The following is a 19465-nucleotide window of genomic DNA, read 5'->3' as shown; positions in this document are numbered from 1 at the left end:
CTCTTGAGCCGCTCGCGTATTCAGATTTCGCTTCTACGATTCCTGATCAGCAATCGCTTTAATTTCTGGAGCGAGTCGAGCCATTCCTTCTTCGAAGGTGACTAGCGGTTGATAGCCAAAATCGCGGCGGGCGTTCTCGATCGAATAGGTATGACTCTGGCTGAGTTGGGCAGCGAGGAAACGCGTCATCGGCGGTTCTGCTTTCTTTCCCAGAACTCTATAAACCGCTTCGAATCCTGTTCCGACGGAAGATGCCAACCTCGCAGAGATCGACCGTTTCACTGGAGGCAATCCTCCCAGATCAAGCAACTGATCCACCCACTCCCAAAGGTTGACCGGATCGGGTTCGTTAATGAAGTAAGCTTTGCCAGCGACTCGAGTTCCCGGTGATAATTCGTCGCAGGCTTGTCTGTGAGCGGCTGCAACATTTTCGACATACGCACACGAAACGAGGTTCGTCCCATCTCCCACTCTTACGAGTCGGCCAGCGATCGCGCGTCGAATGAGCCGGGGAATCAGATGATTGTCACGAGGCCCCCAAATGAGATGCGGCCGCAACGAAACTGTCGCGAGTGAATCACTGTTCGCTTCGAGAACTGCTGCCTCAGCCAGAGCCTTTGAATGCGGATAGTGACAAAGATATTTCGAAGGGTAGGGGAGACTTTCATCCGCGTTGACATGGGACTTTCCGTCAAAGACCACGCTGGGTGAACTCGTATAGACGAGCTTCGGGACTCCGTGAAGCTGACAGGCTTCGATGATGTTGAGAGTCCCTTGCGTATTGATCCCATGAAAAGTTTTCCACGGCCCCCAAATTCCTGGAACCGCTGCCACATGAAAGACAACGTCGACACCCGCGCACGCGGATTGAACAATTTCCTTGTCTCGAACATCTCCGCGAACGATCCCAACTCGATCAGCGAGTTCCGGATAGTCCCCGCGAGTAAGGATTCGGACATCGTTATCTGAATCGAGAAGTTGATCGACGAGATGCCTTCCAAGGAATCCTGCGCCACCGGTAACGAGTGCTTTCATTGATGATCAGAATCTGTTCGAGAGCATAACGCTCTTGCCTGCGCAATCGCCGGGGTTGTTCCCCACGTGATTTGTTCCGTTTCAACGTGTGCGATGACGCTCAATGTTTTTGTGGATGATTTAACGCGGAGATCGATAGCGTTCAAGCTGTTCACGCGTCAAACGACCACCCGAAGTCCAGACATTGGTACTCATTTCGACAACCCAGTCTTCGACTCCAGACTCTCGAAGTTGTGCCACAGCTTCGTCGATATCGTATTCGACTCGATGCAGCGACGGCCGTCCATCTTCGATAATGGCATAAGAGGCTCGCGGGTCTCCATCGCGCGGTTGGCCGACACTTCCCGGATTCAACACCGTCTTTCCTTCAAGCTCTAAACAAAACGGAACATGGGAATGTCCAACGCATACGAAATCAGAATCAATCCCGGCAAGCCGCGCTGACCAGGCTGCTTCGTCTGGCCCCAGATACTCATCCATGGGATCTCTGGGCGTGGCATGAACGAGATAGAGAAGTGTCTCCTCAACACGAAAGTGAGTCGTGACGGGCATTCGTCCCAAAAACTTCATGCGACGGGAGTCCAGAAGATCCCAATGTAGCGGTCGTGTGGCTGCGGCAAGTTGGCGAAACCCTTGCCCTGATGTCGCTTGAACGCGTTGTGCGACCGCGTGATCGTGATTGCCTCGCACGTGGGCATCGACATTGCGGCGAACCCAGTCGATACACGGCAGAGGATTGGTTCCGTAGTCGACGAGATCGCCGACGAACACACAATGATCGAATTCCTCATCAATTGCGCGGAGTGCCGCCCAGTTCGAATGAATATCAGCAAGAACGAGGATTCGCATCGGATTCCGGGAACTAAGATTGACTAATCGGACGCTCGAAAGACTACAATACTCACACATCTCATTTGTACTCGCCAAATCGATTTGGCGACACAGTCAGTATGATCACATCCTCAGATTGATTCAGCCCGTGGAGTTCTGTGATATGAACCAACCTGGACAAAATCTCACTCTGCGAAACAAACTGAATGAGTCTGAACGATTGACGAGAGAACTCATTCATCACATCGAACACGGTTTTATTCCTAAGGTCCACACATTGCGCAGGACCGCGAGGCACGGCAACGATCCTCGCGAACAAGATCAAATTACCGACAAGACCATTCGCAGTACGGTCGAAAAAACACTTCAATCGGACGATTTCACGCAACAACTTTCGTCATCACTTCTTCAGTACCTTGAATCGATCGACGAAGACCTCAGACGCGTCATCGGGAACTGAAAAAGCCATCAGAAGAAGAAACGGAGCGATCTCCGTTTTTCAACATGACAGCGAGAATTGCGGCGGCATCATTCTTGCATTGTTGTCGCGTTGATTGTTCACTTCGCCCGAACCGAATACCCTGAATAGTGGTCGTTCATGACCGTATTCAACAGCACCTCAATGAATCTGTATTTTGCGATCTTCCGTATGTGACACAATAGCGGTCTGATGCCCAGTTCCAATCCCGGAAACCCGACTTCTGATCCCTCTGGTGGCGAGTTGACATTCGTTCGACCGCTTCCCCGGGGACCGTCAACTTCGCCTTCAGCGAACGTGCCAGAAATCGGAAGCGAACCAATGGCCCCGATTTGGTCAACGACTGGTTCGAGCTTTCAAACACGTCTTTTCCCGCAAACAACCAACGACGATTCGGGATCTCTTCCTTCCGTAACTGGAATGCAGCTCGGACATTTCGTCATCGAAGAACGCATCGGCCGGGGCGGAATGGGTGCAGTCTTTCGAGCGATTGATCAGCGGCTCGATCGCGTTGTCGCTTTGAAGGTTCTGTCTCCTTCACTCTCTTCCGACAGCGAAGCGATTCAGCGTTTTCAAAACGAGGCAAGAGCAGCAGCTCGTCTTGACCACGACAACATTTCCCGCGTGCACTTCATCGGTGAAGAACACGGACTGCATTTTATCGCGTTTGAGTTTGTCACTGGAACGAATGTTCGAAATTTTATTCTTCAGAAAGGGCGGCTTCGGATTCCGGACGTTGTCAACTATACGCTGCAAATTGCTGAAGCACTTCGGCACACTTCTGCAGCAAATGTTGTACATCGCGACATCAAACCTTCGAACATTATCATTTCCCCGACCGGGCGTGCAAAACTTGTCGACCTCGGCCTGGCACGTCATCAGTCGGCGAGTGGGAAGCGGGATCTGACGGTTGCCGGCACCGCTTTGGGAACGTTTGATTACATCTCACCCGAACAAGCAATTGATGCCCGAAACGTCGATGTTCGCAGTGATATTTATTCACTCGGATGCACCGTCTACCACATGCTCACGGGAGAACCTCCCTACCCATCAGGGACGATGTTTCAGAAGGTGGTCAGCCACCACGGGTCGGTCGCTCCGAATCCCGCCGAGCGGAATCGACTGGTTCCGCCACAACTGGCTCGCGTCGTTCAACGAATGATGGCCAGTAACCCCGACGAGCGTTATGCATCCGCCGATGCGCTCGTGAACGATCTCGTTCAAATTGCTGAACACCTCGGCCTTCAACCGACAAACCCTGACACAACGGTTTGGACAACTCCACTTTATAAAGCGCGAAACCCTTACTGGGACGGCACACGAACGTGGATGGCTGTCGCGCTCGTACTGCTGTTGATCGTCTTTCTCGTGGACCGTTTGCAACCCAACCGCGACGGGGATATCGGGGCCGACAGCGTCGCTGCAAACCTTGATTCGGCAACTGATCCACTTGATCCAGAGTCAACGGAATCACAATCAGGGAGTTCCCAAACTGAGACGAATCGTGTCATCATTCCTGATGACACCGGCGTCGTGATGGGGACTCAGTCAACGCCCACTCCGACGAATCAGTCGCCTAACCCTCGATTGACGTTTCCGACGCAGATCGACGGTCTTTCCGATGCGGTCTCCGGAACGATACCGGAGTTGATTGCGAACTCCTTGGGAACTCTTCCGTCCCAGCTTGTCGATTCAACAAATGTGTGGCGGCAATGGGATCAGATTGGGAGCACGGGGAACGATTCTCCTTCGACCGCTAATCGCGATGACGACTCGGTTGATTCCGGAGAAAAAACTTTCGAATCGGATCAACAAACAACATCGGTCGCTGCTTCTTCAAGTGCGAGCGAGCCGTATCTCATCCGTGTCCCCGGAAGTGACAAGACAAAGCGGGCAGCAACGCTTTCCGAAGCATTCGCCGTTGCGGACAACAATTCGGTTGTGGAAATTCGCGTCAATGGACCGGTCGAACTTCAAACCGATCCTGTTCAGATTTCAAACAAGCGAGTGCGGCTCCGCTCCAGTGACGGCTTCCAACCTGTCGTCCGTTTCGACCTTCGCGACTCCCTCGCTCGCCAACCTTACGAGAGTCTCGCTGCCGCCATCGAGTTGGGAACCGGAGGAGCGATTGAGATCTACGAAATCGATCTGGAACTCGTTGTCGACACTGCAACGAGTGCAGACCTGTGGACATTCTTCAAAATGGGCTCCGGATCAGAAGTCGTCACCCGTTGGTCGACGATGACGCTCATCAACCCGACTCAGCGACCGGCCACATTCTTTGAAATCGCAGCCACAGCGTCTGCGGACATTTCAAGTCTGATGCCCGATCGAATGGTCGCTCGTGAAACTTCAATTTCCGTTCAGGATTCAATTCTTCGCGGACAAGCAGATGTCATCTCTCAGCGAAGTCTTGCTCCGGCCGACATTCGATTCGAAGAAACGGCCATGAACGTGACGGGAGCGGTCCTCCGAGTCGATGGAGAGAACGCACACAATCTCAGCATGGACACCGACCCGGCATCCATCACGTCGACCGTTTCGATTCAGCATGTCACAGCCCTGACCGGAGAAGGTTTGTTCTCTGCTTCGGCCGGCGATCATGGAACACTTGGACATTGGGAACTGAACGTTCGAAACAACATCTTCCGTATTGCGGACGATATGTCTCCCTTGATCTTTCTGGAAGGACATCTCGACAGCAGCGAACTGCTCGATCGATTCACCTGGATGAACCATTCCGACCCGAACTTCCTGATTGGAACGACAGACATCTGTCTCGTGGATTCCATCAGCAGCTTCCTTCTGGAACCGGAACAGGTTTCGGCCAGCGAACTTCGGATGGACCTGACACGCGTCGGGGAAGGAATCACTTTGGATTCTTCATCCGTTCAGTCATCGGAATCGGCACACCTGATTCAACCGATCGATTTCTATCTGGAAACCGGTGCATTCAGCACGAACCCAGCTGTCAAAGCGGCCAGTGATGGACGAGATGTTGGGGTCGACTGGACCCAGTCACAACTTCCGTCAGTTCTTCCCCGCACGAGCTTCGACATTTCGGACTGATCCATTTCCTTCGGATCGCTCCTGTCGCGTAAACTCGTCTCTCTCCGTCTCTCTCCGTCTCTCTTTCTGTCTTTCTTGCGTTGGATCGTGCGATTCTCCGCGTCACACATCTTCTCGCGCTTAAGTCGATCAACTTCCGAATGATCGCCGCCAGAGTCCTCAATCTGTCAAGAAGTGCAAGAGGCCCGCGTTCGTCGCGTTTGAAAGTGAGTTGGTCTTTTAAACCACTGAGCTACAATCTCGTGGAAAGCCCAAAACCGTGAACTCCATCCTCAACGAGGCTTTCCCGAAATTCTCATCGTGAACGCTCAATCACTTGACCTCTTCGGAAGTGAGACTTGTGAAGGAACTCGTTTCTCCAAAACAGCTTGCCCAGGCGATATCGGTCAGCGAATCGTCGCTAAAACGGTGGTGTGACAAGGGAGTGATCCCGGCAGTCTACACCGCCGGTGGCCATCGACGTATTCCCGTCAATGGGGTCTTGAGCTATCTCCGCGAACAAGGTCTTGAGATCCAGCATCCGGAGATTCTCGGACTTCCCCCGGCCACAACAGGTGGTCAGGCGCGCAAGATTTCCTCTGAGCAGGCACGTCTTCTGTCGGCCATGGTTTCGGGAAATGAAGAGGTCTGTATTGAGATCGTCTTCAACCTGTATCTGGGCAACTGCCCTGTGAGTGCCATTTGTGATGAAGTCCTTGCGGAAACCTTTCACGAAATTGGCGACCGTTGGGGATGCGGAGACGTCGCTGTCTATCAGGAACGTCGAGCTTGCGAACTCTGCTTGCGAATCATTCATGAATTGCGACGTGCACTCCCTGAGTTGCCTGCGTCTGCTCCGATTGCCATTGGCGGAACACTCGACGGAGATCCGTACACACTCGCTTCATCGATGAGCGAACTCGTCCTCCGCGACACCGGCTGGAACGCGACCTCGATGGGAAACATGCTTCCGTTTGCATCGATGCGTCAGGCGCTTCGAGACACCGGCGCCAGCTTTCTATGGATCAGCGTTTCGTCCATTCGTGACAAAGAAGAATTCTTGACCGAGTTCGAAGAGCTGTCCAATCTCGCATTCGAACTGAACGCCACACTTGCTGTCGGAGGCAAAGCGCTCGTTGAAGAAATTCGCAAAGAAATGAAGTACTCTGCGTTCTGTGATAACTTTCGCCACCTTCAAACTGTCGCTGAACAGTCGCTGAAAAAATTTTCCTCGAATCAAACAGAAGAGCAGTGAAACCGATTGTTTCCGCCGGCCGTCATTGTTTGAATAACTGGTTTGATATCTCTTCAGCAGCGAACTCTCATGCCTGACTATTGCTTGACTCCCAGCGAGTTGGAACAGATCGACCGCCTGATTGAAACGGCAATCGATGAAGACCTTCAGAATCAAAACGATCTGACGACGCACTCCCTGGTCCCGGAATCAGCACAAGGCACGATTCAAATCGTTGGCCGAGAACCGGGAACTCTGGCGGGAGCAGCGATCGCCGAGCGAATCTTTTCACGCTATGGTCAGCAAAACATCAAGTTTCATCCGTTGCTCAAAGATGGCGATGCACTCATCCCCGGCACTGTGATCGCTGAAGTCTCCGGGTCGATGCAAAGCATTCTCACACTGGAGCGGACAGTCTTAAATTTTCTGACACTGCTCAGCGGCACAGCTACGCTCACGAGGCGATTTGTTGACGCGGTGAAACAAACTCAGTGTCAGATTCTTGAGACGCGAAAAACGCTGCCGGGTCTTCGAGCTGCCCAGAAATTTGCTGTACGTTGCGGCGGAGGAACGAACCATCGAATCGGGCTGTACGATGCCGTCTTGATCAAAGACAACCATCTTGCATGGTTGAAAACTCGTTCAGACGACTACCTCGCTGAAGCAGTCCGAGAAGCGCGGAGCCATGTCGCTTCGGGAGTGATCGTCGAAATCGAAGTCGACACCATCGAACAGCTTCGTTCCGTTCTACCCTCAGATCCCGACATCGTTCTTATGGACAATATGACCAATGAACAACTCAAAGAAGGAGTGCAGCTTCGCGATGAACTGAATCAACGAGTTCTGCTGGAAGCCTCCGGAGGTGTCACACTCACAACAGTGGGAGCCATTGCCGAGACAAGCGTCGATCGAATCAGCGTCGGAGCGTTAACGCACTCAGCTCCCGCGATTGATATCGGCTTCGACTGGAGCGGTATCGTCAGTTCGTCCCTCGACGGATCGTCGAACTGATCGAATTGACCTGTCCGTTGGAATCACCTTGCTTCCAGCTGAATCGGATCATCACTCCCGCAGCATCGTAAGTCCAGAGTTCAGAAATGCGTCCGGAACTCGCAAACCGAACAATGGAATCCGGCGCGATCCCCATGGCAGCTTTCACCTGATGCTGCGTCATCCCTTTCTCAATTCGCCCTTCTCGAATCGCCATTTCAATTTGAGATTCGCGTGTCTCCGGAATCAATTCTTTCGGAGTCCAGATTCCGTCATGCAGCGCGTACCCGTTCTTGTCGAGCCATTCTGTCGCCAGCGGGTATTGGGGATTGATCTTCCAGGCTTCCATATAAAACCTGGCAGCAGCTTCTCGGTCATCAAGAAGTTGAATCCAGTCTTCCGCATAGTCGACCAATCCTCGTGCCCCTTGACCTCGTGCGAGCAATTCTCGTGAAGCGAGCCATTTTCGTTTTGTTTCGACAGCTTGAGATGGATCACCGAAGTCGACGTATCGATTCGACAAGTTCAACATCTCGGCTCGAGTCATTGTGTCCAACCGCTTGGACGCGTAGGCGAGTTCCTTCGCTTCATATTCCCGAATCAGATCCTTTCGTTCTGGAGCATCCGTTTTCAATCGTTTGGCGATCGCGAAACCATTGGCTCCCGAAGCATCTGCCTGAGCCAAAATCATGTCGACGGAGACTTTCAGATAGAACAGGCGGTCGAGTTGCCGACGATTCTCATTCCGGGATTGATCATACATCTGAATCGGGGCTGCGAAGTATTCGTCCGCAAGCTCTTGAGGATACGTTTCGAGTGGAGTGGACGCTCCCGGAAGGTTTCTCGCGATCGAAACATGCAGCTCTGTGAGGCGTTCGACTCGATCACGCAACCGGTTCGTCTGATCGAATTGTTCCCAGTAACCTCGATGCAAAAACTCCTGAACGATCCGCTCATCCAACTGAAACTCTCTGGCCTTCTTCAAAAGATGATCGAGGGCGCGCTGATCGATCGTTTCGAGTTGTCGGTACTCAACGAGCAGCCCGTTTTGTTTGAGCTGTTGAGCTCTCTTGCGAAGGTCTTCGTCACCGTAAAATCGGGCACGCTCCTCAGCCCATTCCGCAAGTTCGTACATCGCTTTGGAATCGTCGCTGTCCACGCGAGCACGCCGCGCAAGGTACTGTTCGTCATCACTGGGAACCTTCCGAAGTGACCTCACTTCGAAGAAGAGCCGACCGTTTTTTTTCTGAATTTTTCCGATCACCTCGAGATTCTTGAACTGCCCGGACGGTCGCATGACATCCGAGGAGAAACGGAACGGCATTTCACAATTGACAAACTTCAATGTGGTCGCGCCCATCAGCGAATACCGCCCCTCGATCTGCCACGTTGTCCCGACAAGATCGTCCCACTTCTCTTTGACCGCCGTGAACGACTGGATCGACCGCGCTTCACAGAATCCCTCTCGATGGAATCCCAGCAGACACAGGAGCACCACAACGACAATTCGCATCACGTTCATTAATCTCGTACCCCCATCCATTTTGCCTGTTGGGCGAGAATGTGTTCCAACTCTTCCTGGCTGAGAATCGATCCCACATTCAGATTCGTCTGACGGTAGGTTTTTTCATCTGACCAGAAAAACGCGGTCCGCGGATTCAATCGAACGATCCAGTTGCCGTTGAGGCCGAGCGAACAGTCTTCGATTTGAGCCGCGAAAATTGAATACTGACCGGGGCTGTCATCGTACGGTTCAGATGAAACCACCGGCAGCCCCTTTGCGAGAGGGAAGTCAACGAGAACGCTCACTTCCCGCGGGCGATCTCCAACGACCCACGGGAATTCCAGTTCGAGGGAAAGCGATCCGTTCTGCCCTTGATAGGAATGAACGGGGCGCAGGTTTCCTTCAATGATGAGCCACTCATCTTGATATCTGATCCGGAACCGTTCCTGCCATGCTTCCATGCCCTCCGCGACATACGTCTTCTCGGCATCTTCAGTCAGTTCGAACAAAGTGTATTGAGACAGCCCCGTGAACGCCTGAATTTCTGAATGCATCTGACGAATCTGACTCGCTTCCCGATCCGTGCGTCCGAGGCGATCGACCGCTTCGACGGCGTCCTTCAATTCTGCCTTCGCATCACTCCATCGTTCTTCTGCAATCAAATCAATCGCCGCCGCGAATTTTTCTCTCGCGTCAATCTCGGCCTGTGCAAGCGTAGACCGACGGATCGAGTAAAACACCGTAGCTGCCAGCAGACAAAAGATCAACAGCCCGATCTTTCGATGGGGAGACCAAAACCCCAGGAACGCATCCCGAAATGCCGACACGAAGCCGACAGTCCCTTCGATTTGACGAATGATAAATCCGGGTCCGGGATCTTCTTCGTAAACCTCTTTGGGAAGCTTCTTGTTCGATGCTGGTTTCGGTGCTGAATTCGGTGAGGAATCCTCCGAAGCTGGGATTTCGACTTCATCCGGTTGAGAGAAGTCGAGCGGAGTCGGGCGTTTATTCTCTTTCGGGCGACGTTTGCTGCGTCGTTTTTTGCGTCGTTTTTTGCGTTTGGCAGGATCGAGTGGAGGGGGATAAGAATCACGAGGAAGAATGAATAGTGAACCGCCGCAGGACTTACAGACGAGATGCTGAAAGCGAACGCGGCGAAGACCGGTGTGACGCTGTCCGCATTCGCACTCGACATCAAACGGTTGCGGCGTTTCTGGAACGTCTCTTTTGAAAACGTTGACCGCTCTTGATAGCCACTCACTACTCATTGCGTGGGAATTTTCTCTGCGAGTCTCAAAGAGCGATCCGGTTCACGTTGAATCATGATCGTTGAGAGTTCTCGTCAATCCGTAATCGACTTCAGCCCGTATGCGAAATCGAATCGCTGCTTTCTCCTGCTCCCGAATGTCCCTGTTGGGAGGGCCCGATAATTCTCAGGCGGAAACTCGTGAACAACGATTCAGTATATTTTCATCTCATCGCGAACGAGTTCACGACAAACTTTTCCGGGTTCCAATAATACGCATTTGTACACGGAGATGTGAGATACGTTCCGTCAGATTTTTCCGAGCCGGAAAATCCAACACGCATGTGCGTTGTAATCCTCACCGCTTGAAAATGGATGCGGGTTACCTTCTTAATCTTTTTCCAACTGGATTTCGACGAGATCCAACGTTTGATTCATACTCCCGGAGCGAAATCCTTCGAGATCTAAAGTGACGAAAAGAAATCCGATCCGGCGGAACTCTTCGGTCAGACGGTTTCGGAACGTTTCGTCGAGAAACCGGGGAAGCACATCAATCGAAACTTCGATGCGGGCAAGATCGTTGGCCTCATGCCGGACACGCAGGTTTTTGACATTCAAAGCCGACTTGAGATAGGCCTCTGCTCGATCAACCCGCTGCACTCGCTCGGGGGTCACCTCAACTCCGTGGGCGATGCGACTCGACAGACACGGCATCGCTGGCTTGTCCCAAATCGGGAGGTTCCAATGTTGGGCGAGAGAGCGAACATCCGTCTTATTCAGCCCCGCGTCGATCAGCGGGCTACGAACCTGATGATCAGAAGCTGCCCGCATTCCGGGACGATGGTCACCCAGGTCGTCCAGATTGGCCCCGTTGCAGATCGTCGGAAACTCAGACTCCGGAAATTTGGATCGGAGGACGGTGTAAAGCTCCGACTTACAGTAGAAGCAGCGGTCGCCGAGATTCTGTTGATACCCTTCGACGAGAAACTCTTCCGTCCGCACGACTTCGTGTCGTATCCCGATCAACTCCGCAATTTGCTGCGCTTCTTCAAGTTCTCCGGAAGCGAGAGACGCGCTCGATGCCGTTGCTGCCAGAGATTGATCTCCCCAAACTTCATGAACAGCACGTGCGACGACCGCACTGTCGACGCCACCGGAAAACGCGACAACTGTCGGTCCGTATTGCTGGACGTGTTCAAACAACGCCTGTTTCTTGTGATCGATCGAAGCTTGAACCTCTTGCGAACCACTCACGTGGACACCTCTTTGCTGGACGGATCATTCGAAAACGTCCCCCACAATACTGTCATGGAAGAAGCATCTCCGGCATGGATGCGGAACGCGATCCTGGACGCGGAGAATTGTCTGCTGCCCGAAACGTAAAGACAACGGAGAACTTGGTGGTGTTGGAATAGTTCCGAGTCGCGGCATGCAGCGTTCGACAATGGAACAACAAAACATCCCCCGGATTCAATTCAACCGGTTGCCGCTGTTCGAGGAGCCTTTGGTTCTCCGCAAGATCGTCTCGGAAAAACAATTCACGATCGAATTGATGTTGCCCGAAACCCATGCGATGAGATCCCGGAATCACCTGAAGGCATCCGTTCTCCAAAGATTCTTTCCCCAACGCCAGCCAGACGCTGATCAGATTCGGCTTTTCATACGACCAGTAGCGAATATCCTGATGCCAGCCGGTATCGCTGCTGTAAGCTGGCTCTTTGGTCATGATGCAATTGTGATGAGCCAGCGGGCAAACAAGTCGTGGGCCGAGCAGACGTTCGAGTCGCGATTTGAGTGCGTCTGAATTGATCCAGTTCGTGAAGACGATGCCGCGACAATGGGCCTGTTTCAGGCGTCGAATCGTTGTTCCTCCACTCTCCTGCCGCGACCGTGGAGCTCCGGGATAGTTGAGATCCGATTCATACTCGACCGGCTCAACTGCTCGGCGACGGTGATCTTGTGTGATTTGAAGCATCTCATCGACAACATTTTTGTCGACAAATTCTCGAAGGACCAGAAAACCGTTCTGTTCGAAAAGAGCTTGCTGTTCGAGCGGAAAATCATGAATAGAACTGAGATCCTCGGTTAATGAGTCCGTCATCGATGCTGCTTCGTTAAGGAATCCTGAAAAGTCGCATTGCTCATGGAATACGATTCAGAAACAATTCGACCGTGCGAACTGTTCCTGAAACCAATTTTTACACAATGAGGGCTTCGAAAAAGTACTCGCTTCACAGGTTTTCAGATCACGTCGAGAGCACACTGCTCTCTCTGATGTATTTGGTTGGACTATTTGACATTGTTTGCAGCCTGTTTGCTCGCCTGAATTCCGGAAAACCGATTCGAAAGTGCGAACAAGCGAAGACGTGATCACTGGAAAAAGTCGCGGTCGAGCTGCTCCTGTGAAAACTCTCGAACTTGATGTGACGAATGGTTCGTGACATCTCATTGACTGTCCGGGTTCATCTCTGCGTGGGAAATGGATTTTTCACCCGTCACTTTCCTTAAGAATGGGAATGCTGATGCGAACTTGAAATCGAAGCAATCGCACTGCAAACATCTGACGTAACTGTTCTCAATCCATGTCCCTGCTCGATCGATGCACCTGATATAACACGAAACTCTTCGTGAGGTCGTTCGAACGGATGCACGGTCCCTCAGAATCACTCGACCGAAGACCTGATGATGAGGGATCTTGTGGCAGAATGTCCGTTTCCCTTGAGACGTCATTGTAGTCAATCTGGAATCATTCTTAAAACAGGCTGACAATGCCCAAAGTCCAAACGCCTCCACAATCTGCCTCCACAAGTCCGAAAGGGAGTCCGACGCCCAAGAGTGGCTCATCAACTTCCATGTGGCGGCGTGTCATTATTACCGTCGTTTGTGGCGCACTGGCGATCTTTTTCGCGATGAACGTATTCATGGCATTGGCACGCCTGAAGTCGGCTCCTCCGCGTGAAAACCCTCCGCCTGTCGTCCTGAAAGTCGAAGCGTTTGAAACAGAACGGATCCCCGTGAGGCGATTTTTTCCGGGATTCGGAACCGTTCAGCCCGACACTCAAGTGACCGTCTCCGCGGAAGTCAGCGGACGGATCACCGAGAAAAGCCACTTGGAAGTGGGTGTTGAGGTCAAAGGACCAACGGTCGAAACCCAACCCGATGGCCGTTCGCGTCGAACGTTTGGAGACATCCTCGTCCAGATTGACAGTCAGGTCTATCAAGAGCGCGTCGCGCAGACTGAAGCTCAACTGCGGGTCTCGCATGCCCGGCTCAATCGACTCGTTCAAGAAAAACAGCTCAATGAAGAACTCCTCGCCTTACAAGAAAGACAACTCGCGTTGATTCGCGGAGAACTGGAACGGGCGAAGGAACTTCTCTCTCGCGGTGCGGGAAGCCAGGCAACCGTCGATCAGGAAGAACTCGATTTCGCCCGCCAGAATGAGACGGTCAAACGACTCAGAAACACGATCGAATTGATTGCTCCCCAAGTCGAAGAGCTGACAGCTCAGACATCAGTACAAGAAAGCGAACTCAGCCTCGCTCGACAGGACCTCGAAAAGGCGACTGTGCGGGCTGGGATTTCTGGAATCATCAGCGAAGTTCACGTCGAACAGGGCCAGTATGTGCGAGCCGGTGACCCGATCGTTGAACTCACTGCAATCGATCGGGTTGAAGTCCCCATTGGACTTCCACTCGAAGATGCCATCATCCTCGGCAAGTTGTTGGGTCAGGGCAAACGGACAGAAGCACGTCTGGCAACTCGCGAGACAGACTTACTGAACCCAGCCCGCCCGTCACGGACCGGATACATCAGTCGTGTGAATCCGCAGGCTGATGAAAAAACCCGAACGGTGCAGGTGTTTGTCGAAGTCGATAACCGAGAGCAATCGACTCCCCTCAAACCGGGCGTGTTCGTCTATGCAAGAATTGACGGAGGAATTCTCGACACCGATCAGGGACTCCTGATTCCAAGGGAAGCGATCAATGGCGACGTTGTCTTCGTCGTTAACCGCGATCAATCAGCCTCTGCTGACACTCCACTGACCGTCAGCCCTCGCAAGATTCGCATTCTGCAGAAGCTCCAGTCCTTCGCACTGGTCGATGGAGAAATCGCCCCCGGTGACCAGATTGTCACATCCAATCTGGACATTTTGTCGGCCGGGTCCCTTCTCGATGTGCGGCAAGTTCGAACGCTTCGCGACGAAACGGCACGGCTTCGCATCCCCTATCTGGAGTTCCCCGCTTCGCAAGCAACCGCGACAGAGGAAAGCGGACAGAACTAGAGCAAGTTGCTCTCGCCTGTGCACTCGCTTGTACTGTTTCATCAATTAAAAGACTCTGTTTGCTCGTGCGAGAGAGTGCAAACCAAATCTGAAGATGCTCCAATGGCAGACCGCTTCTATTATGTCGGACCTTGGGAAGATGAGATCACTTTAGACGGCCCGGAAGCTCATCATCTCGCCACTGTTCTCCGGCAAAAAACGGGCAATGAAGTCGAATTGTTTGATGGTCTCGGAACGAGCGCTTCCGGTCAGCTGATCGAAGTCGCCAAACGTTCCGTTCGAATTCGATTGCTCTCTGCCCCCGCCAAGTCGGCAGAACGCCCAACAACATTGACGCTGGCCGTCGCTCCGCCCAAACGCGACCGCCTTCAGTGGCTCGTTGAAAAAGCGACCGAACTGGGAGTCGATCGTTTCGTTCCACTCCTGACCGAACGAAGCGTCGTCAAACCGCGACCGGGAAAGTTAGAACGTCTGACCGGAACAGCAATCGAAGCTTGTAAGCAATCTGGCCGCAATCAATTGATGGAAATCGCGCCCACCACGTCGCTTCCGGAACTTTTACAGCAATCAAAGGCCGAACATTCTCACCTGATGTTCGGGGATGTTCCGGAGAAACAAGAACGTTCTCATCGAGCACCAATCCTGCCCGAAAATGTCAGCTCTATCATCGTCTGTATCGGCCCGGAAGGGGGATTCAGCCCCGACGAACTACAGCTTCTGCGTGATTCCGAAGCCCGTCCGATCTCAATTTCGTCGAACATTCTGAGGGTCGAGACCGCCGCAATCGCTCTGGCGGCCGTTTTGGTCAGTCAAATTGACACTCATTTTGAATGAAAACCGAGTTTCTTGTGTCGTCGGCTTGATCACGCCAATGTGTCGCGAAATAATCTACTTTGCCGGAGAAGCGTCGTCAGATTAACGCGATTACTTAGACTGTCGTTCGGAGTGCATCATGGAGGAATCAGTTTGGTTGAAATGGAGAGATCTCCCCTGGCTTCAACGATCGAATGCTCACGCATCCCTGATTCGGGCATGTGAGCGAATCTTACAGCTCGAATCACTACCGGAGATCGTGACAGATATTGCGGCCGAATTCGGAGTCCCACGCTGTTCCGTTCTGGAACGCAAAGAAGGATGGGAAACGATCGCAGCGCGCGGGGAACCGATCGACGTGCTCCCCGGACCGCTTCTCAACGACGTTGTGGATCAGAATGCCGCTGTCTGGTCACGTCCAGCCGGTGACGATGCCCACATGTTTGTCGCAACAGGATCGTTGCAGCAACATGTCCTCGCTTTCTCTGGCGTCCGACTCGATCCTGCACAACTTACCGACGGACTCGCGATCGCCAGAGTCGTCGGCTCCCGAATCAACGACCTTGCGAGATTCAACCATGCACAACAAACCGTCCAACGATTACGCGCAACAAACGCGCTCGCACATACTTTCGCCGGCGAAACGGACACTCAACACCTGCTGGAGCGGATCGCTGAAGAAGCCTCCAGGCTGCTCGGAGCTGATCGGGCGAGTATCTTCATCTGGGATCGCAATCAGCGAATGCTCATCGCATGCCCCGCACTGGGAGTTGAAGGAGGCAAGCTCTTTCTTCCTGACAATAAGGGAATCATCGGTGAAACGATTGAATCGCAATCGCCGGTCGTTGTCGACAATGCGTATTCCGATTCTCGTTTCGATCAGACAGTCGACCGCCAGACGGGATACAAGACGCGGAATCTTTTGTCGGTCCCACTCTTCGACGCGGAAGGGGAGTGCATTGGCGCCTTCGAATTGATTAACAAACTCGATGGCGATTTTACGGAAGACGACCTGATTGCCGTTCAGGACTTCGCTGTTCACACATCCATTGCGATCAAGAACACGCTGGAACTCGAGAACCTCGTCCGCAGCAATCAAAATCTCACCGAACGTGTTTCGAGCGGCGTCACGATTATCGGTGAGAACGAGTCGATCGTCGCTCTTCGCGGAACAATCGACCGACTCGCCGCCACTGAGCTTCCCGTTCTCATTCTCGGAGAAAGCGGAACGGGAAAAGAAGTGGCTGCTCAGGCTCTGCATCACAATGGTCCGCGAGCCTCCAAGCCGTTTGTCGCTGTCAACTGTGCTGCATTGACGGAATCGCTGCTCGAGAGTGAACTCTTCGGGCATGAAAAAGGGGCGTTCACAGATGCCCAATCGACCCATATTGGAAAGTTTGAACTGGCCGAAGGTGGAACGCTCTTCCTCGATGAAATCGGAGACATGAGTCTCGGCGGACAGGCGAAGCTTCTGAGAGTTCTGGAACAGAAGGTCATCACTCGCGTTGGCGGCACTCAGCAGATTCCGGTCAACGTGCGAATTGTCGCTGCCACAAACGTGAATCTCACCAACATGGTCGCGCAGAAGAAGTTTCGACAGGATCTGTATTACCGGTTAAGTGTTGTCACGCTTGAAATTCCTCCTCTGAGAGAGCGCCCTGAAGATGTGACGACACTGGCTCGCTTCTTCCTCAAACGATTTTGCAGCGACGCAGGGCGCAAGACATTGGAGTTCACTCCAGAAGCAGAAAAGCGACTGCGAATTCACGGCTGGCCCGGAAACGTCCGCGAGCTTCGAAACCTCATGGAGCGTGTCGCCTTTCTCGCAGGCGGAGACCGAATCGAAGTCGAAGACCTCGCATTCATCCTCAGCCCGACTCACGATCCCTACGAAGATCTCTCCGATGGAGTCGGACTCGCCGATGCGACGAACAAGTTTCAGCGCGAATACATCAAGCGAGCTGTGAAACGAATGCAAGGGAATATGAGCGACGCCGCCGAATTCCTCGGCCTCCACCGCTCAAACCTGTATCGAAAGATGCGACAGCTCGGCATGGAAGTCGAAGAAGTGAAGCCGTAAAGCACTTTGCTTCCTGAATAACTTCTGTCCGAACTCAGCTCTTCTCGATGAACGCGTCTCACCGAACACGGAGTCGAACTGAGTGAGACTTCAGCTCCGTAGTTGCCTCTACGCATACCTTCCGATGAATGCTGTTCTTGCTCGTGCGAATCGTTCAGGGCTGAGATTGAGGGTGCTTTGGATCAGCAGTTTTTTGTCTCTCGCGCACTGATTCTTTGAAAGCTGATGCGCATTTATGCAGCCTCGCTGCGGCAATGCCCGATCTCGTGGCAAGTGGCATTCCATCCAACATCAGCCAAATGAACGCAACCATTGATTGCCAAGCAAGATGCGCTTTTCCGAGAAAGTTCGGCGTGTCGTGGCACGGGGATTGCCAATAGAGCCAATGTAAAAGCGAGTGTTCACTGACTGGGGGTGTGGCCGGGGTTCTCCTCGTTGGAGTTCTTCCGGGCGAGCGCCCACGCCCCCAGCCATTTTCACTCGCTTTTACTATTTTTATACTTCTCAATTCGCCTTTGATGCTTCTCACTTCGCGACTGTCGAACCAACATCTCTCCTCATCACAGCGGAGAGAATCCTTCGATCATGCTGGGCGAATGAATAATTCGGCGATCCGGCAAACTTGCTGAGTCTCGACGCAAGAAAACATTCCAAACAACTAATCGACGCCCGCTTTCTAATGCTTCGCGTGATCACCTCTTAAACGATTTCCGTGAGACATCTGCATTCGCCAGAACACTTCTTCTTTGCTGAGTAGCAGTGATTGCTCGTGCGAGTTCGTGAGCGTCTTGCGAGAATCAAAGTGTTTGCTGCTTCCAATGGGTGCCAACAGCGGCGAACGATTGGCTATAACTGTCAAGCTGTTTGAATTTTCAAGATTGTGAGTCGAGCACCATGTCGTCGAAAGTCAGAGTTTGTGCCTTTGAAAGCCGCCGCGCTCCGGAGATGGGTCGATTGATCGAAAGATTCCACGGCATCCCGACCGTGGCTCCCTCAATGCAGGAAGTTCCACTCGAATCGAATTCTGAACCGCTGCATTATATTGAGAAGCTGCTTTCCGGAGAGGTTGATGTCTCGGTGTTCATGACGGGAGTCGGCACGCAAGCACTTTATGATGCTGTTGAAAGTCGAATCTCTGCTGACGAACTGACGGAAGAAATCCGCAAAACTGTGATCGCTGTGCGTGGCCCCAAACCCGCCGCCGTCCTCGCAAAACTGGGCCTGCAACCGAACGTCCGGGCTCCTGAACCGAATACCTGGCATGAGCTTGCGGAAGAAATGTCACGTGAGAAAGTGGTTCTGTCGGAAAAAACGGTCGCCGTCCAGGAATACGGAGTCGCCAACACTGAGTTTCACGAATGGCTCTCTTCACAAGGTGCCGAGGTTTTGTCGGTCTCGATTTATCGATGGACACTGCCCGACGACATCAAACCGCTGCAAGACTCTGTTCGCCAACTCATCAATAACGAATTTGATCTGATCCTCTGGACGAGTGCCCAGCAGATCAACCACGTCATCCAGACCGCCAAAGAAATGAATCTGTTTGACGAATGGTTCGCTGTGGCGAAAACCATTCCGCATGCGAGCATCGGCCCCACAGCTTCGGAACGGCTGCGTCAGTTTGATCTTTCCCCCTGCATGGAACCTTCACATCCCAAAATGGCGCATCTGGTTCGAGAAGCCATTGAATGGGTCCAGAAGAACTAAACTGATCCACGGCAACAATTCCTGTCGCTCCCGAAACGTGCGACGGTGGAAGTTTGCAAGCGGATACGGTCTCGATTTGTCCTCTTTGTGGCAGTCCTGTTGACGCCTACTCTGATTTCTCTCTCTGAACTTGAGGGAAATCCGACGGTTGACCAGTGAATTCGATCAAAAATGTCTTTCTCCACGAAATAACCAGAATAATTGAACTCAGCGCCC

14 protein-coding genes are annotated in these 19465 nt (G+C 52.7%); 8 read left to right on the top strand and 6 right to left on the bottom strand.

The genetic code is table 11. The features are described 5' to 3' along the window. Nucleotides 1–33: 33 nt before the first annotated feature. Entirely contained in the window at nucleotides 34–1035 is a 1002-nt protein-coding gene (locus KOR42_RS04585; protein WP_146507423.1) for an NAD-dependent epimerase/dehydratase family protein, read from the bottom strand. Between the two features lie 120 nt (nucleotides 1036–1155). Beyond that, nucleotides 1156–1884 (bottom strand): metallophosphoesterase family protein, encoded by a 729-nt coding sequence (locus KOR42_RS04580; protein ID WP_146507422.1) that lies wholly within the window; start codon nucleotides 1882–1884, stop codon nucleotides 1156–1158. 145 nt (nucleotides 1885–2029) lie between these two features. On the opposite strand from KOR42_RS04580, the gene KOR42_RS04575 reads away from it, so the two are divergent. From KOR42_RS04575 to nadC, 4 genes are all read left to right on the top strand, one after another. Further along, the gene (locus KOR42_RS04575) at nucleotides 2030–2326 is read left to right on the top strand and encodes a hypothetical protein (RefSeq protein WP_146507421.1); all 297 of its coding nucleotides are present in this window, start codon (nucleotides 2030–2032) and stop codon (nucleotides 2324–2326) included. A 339-nt stretch (nucleotides 2327–2665) separates the two neighbouring features. Further along, a complete protein-coding gene (locus KOR42_RS04570; protein WP_231740641.1) occupies nucleotides 2666–5413 on the top strand; it encodes a serine/threonine-protein kinase in 2748 nt (915 codons plus the stop codon). A 340-nt stretch (nucleotides 5414–5753) separates the two neighbouring features. Further along, nucleotides 5754–6647, top strand: a complete 894-nt coding sequence (locus KOR42_RS04565) for a B12-binding domain-containing protein (RefSeq protein WP_197440860.1) — start codon at nucleotides 5754–5756, stop codon at nucleotides 6645–6647. A gap of 69 nt (nucleotides 6648–6716) precedes the next feature. After that, nucleotides 6717–7637 carry a carboxylating nicotinate-nucleotide diphosphorylase gene (gene nadC / locus KOR42_RS04560; RefSeq protein WP_146507418.1) on the top strand — a complete coding sequence of 307 codons (921 nt, stop codon included), beginning with the start codon at nucleotides 6717–6719 and terminating at the stop codon, nucleotides 7635–7637. On the opposite strand, the gene KOR42_RS04555 is transcribed toward nadC, so the two are convergent. The 4 genes from KOR42_RS04555 to KOR42_RS04540 form a co-directional block, all read right to left on the bottom strand. After that, nucleotides 7606–9129, bottom strand: coding sequence for a hypothetical protein (locus KOR42_RS04555; RefSeq protein ID WP_146507417.1), 1524 nt, complete (start codon nucleotides 9127–9129; stop codon nucleotides 7606–7608). The genes nadC and KOR42_RS04555 overlap by 32 nt on opposite strands. A gap of 8 nt (nucleotides 9130–9137) precedes the next feature. Then, nucleotides 9138–10388, bottom strand: coding sequence for a hypothetical protein (locus KOR42_RS04550; RefSeq protein WP_146507416.1), 1251 nt, complete (start codon nucleotides 10386–10388; stop codon nucleotides 9138–9140). Nucleotides 10389–10756: 368 nt separating this feature from the next. Continuing rightward, nucleotides 10757–11620: an ATP-dependent sacrificial sulfur transferase LarE gene (gene larE / locus KOR42_RS04545; protein ID WP_231740638.1), complete on the bottom strand. Its 864-nt coding sequence runs from the start codon at nucleotides 11618–11620 to the stop codon at nucleotides 10757–10759. A gap of 52 nt (nucleotides 11621–11672) precedes the next feature. Further along, a complete protein-coding gene (locus KOR42_RS04540) occupies nucleotides 11673–12467 on the bottom strand; it encodes a phytanoyl-CoA dioxygenase family protein (RefSeq protein WP_146507415.1) in 795 nt (264 codons plus the stop codon). Between the two features lie 667 nt (nucleotides 12468–13134). On the opposite strand from KOR42_RS04540, the gene KOR42_RS04535 reads away from it, so the two are divergent. The 4 genes from KOR42_RS04535 (at nucleotide 13135) to KOR42_RS04520 (ending at nucleotide 19249) form a co-directional block, all read left to right on the top strand. Then, nucleotides 13135–14649 (top strand): efflux RND transporter periplasmic adaptor subunit, encoded by a 1515-nt coding sequence (locus KOR42_RS04535; protein ID WP_146507414.1) that lies wholly within the window; start codon nucleotides 13135–13137, stop codon nucleotides 14647–14649. Nucleotides 14650–14751: 102 nt separating this feature from the next. Further along, on the top strand, nucleotides 14752–15483 hold the full coding sequence (locus KOR42_RS04530) for an RsmE family RNA methyltransferase (RefSeq protein WP_146507413.1): 732 nt from the start codon (nucleotides 14752–14754) through the stop codon (nucleotides 15481–15483). A 118-nt stretch (nucleotides 15484–15601) separates the two neighbouring features. Next, on the top strand, nucleotides 15602–17542 hold the full coding sequence (locus KOR42_RS04525) for a sigma-54-dependent Fis family transcriptional regulator (RefSeq protein ID WP_146507412.1): 1941 nt from the start codon (nucleotides 15602–15604) through the stop codon (nucleotides 17540–17542). A gap of 894 nt (nucleotides 17543–18436) precedes the next feature. Continuing rightward, complete coding sequence (locus KOR42_RS04520) at nucleotides 18437–19249, top strand: uroporphyrinogen-III synthase (protein WP_146507411.1); 813 nt, start codon at nucleotides 18437–18439, stop codon at nucleotides 19247–19249. Nucleotides 19250–19465: the final 216 nt, after the last annotated feature.

The sequence above is a fragment of the Thalassoglobus neptunius genome, from assembly GCF_007859735.1.
GTDB lineage: Bacteria > Planctomycetota > Planctomycetia > Planctomycetales > Planctomycetaceae > Thalassoglobus > Thalassoglobus neptunius.
The sequence above is the reverse complement of the archived record's forward strand: the minus strand, read 5'-3'. Positions and strand labels throughout refer to the sequence as shown.

Excerpts from the sequence above, each read along its gene's own strand:
- KOR42_RS04585 (WP_146507423.1), bottom strand. The coding sequence starts at position 1,035 with ATGAAAGCACTCGTTACCGGTGGCGCAGGATTCCTTGGAAGGCATCTC.
- KOR42_RS04580 (WP_146507422.1), bottom strand. The coding sequence starts at position 1,884 with ATGCGAATCCTCGTTCTTGCTGATATTCATTCGAACTGGGCGGCACTC.
- KOR42_RS04575 (WP_146507421.1), top strand. The coding sequence starts at position 2,030 with ATGAACCAACCTGGACAAAATCTCACTCTGCGAAACAAACTGAATGAG.
- KOR42_RS04570 (WP_231740641.1), top strand. The coding sequence starts at position 2,666 with ATGGCCCCGATTTGGTCAACGACTGGTTCGAGCTTTCAAACACGTCTT.
- nadC (WP_146507418.1), top strand. The coding sequence starts at position 6,717 with ATGCCTGACTATTGCTTGACTCCCAGCGAGTTGGAACAGATCGACCGC.
- KOR42_RS04555 (WP_146507417.1), bottom strand. The coding sequence starts at position 9,129 with ATGCGAATTGTCGTTGTGGTGCTCCTGTGTCTGCTGGGATTCCATCGA.
- KOR42_RS04550 (WP_146507416.1), bottom strand. The coding sequence starts at position 10,388 with ATGAGTAGTGAGTGGCTATCAAGAGCGGTCAACGTTTTCAAAAGAGAC.
- KOR42_RS04540 (WP_146507415.1), bottom strand. The coding sequence starts at position 12,467 with ATGACGGACTCATTAACCGAGGATCTCAGTTCTATTCATGATTTTCCG.
- KOR42_RS04535 (WP_146507414.1), top strand. The coding sequence starts at position 13,135 with ATGCCCAAAGTCCAAACGCCTCCACAATCTGCCTCCACAAGTCCGAAA.
- KOR42_RS04530 (WP_146507413.1), top strand. The coding sequence starts at position 14,752 with ATGGCAGACCGCTTCTATTATGTCGGACCTTGGGAAGATGAGATCACT.
- KOR42_RS04525 (WP_146507412.1), top strand. The coding sequence starts at position 15,602 with ATGGAGGAATCAGTTTGGTTGAAATGGAGAGATCTCCCCTGGCTTCAA.
- KOR42_RS04520 (WP_146507411.1), top strand. The coding sequence starts at position 18,437 with ATGTCGTCGAAAGTCAGAGTTTGTGCCTTTGAAAGCCGCCGCGCTCCG.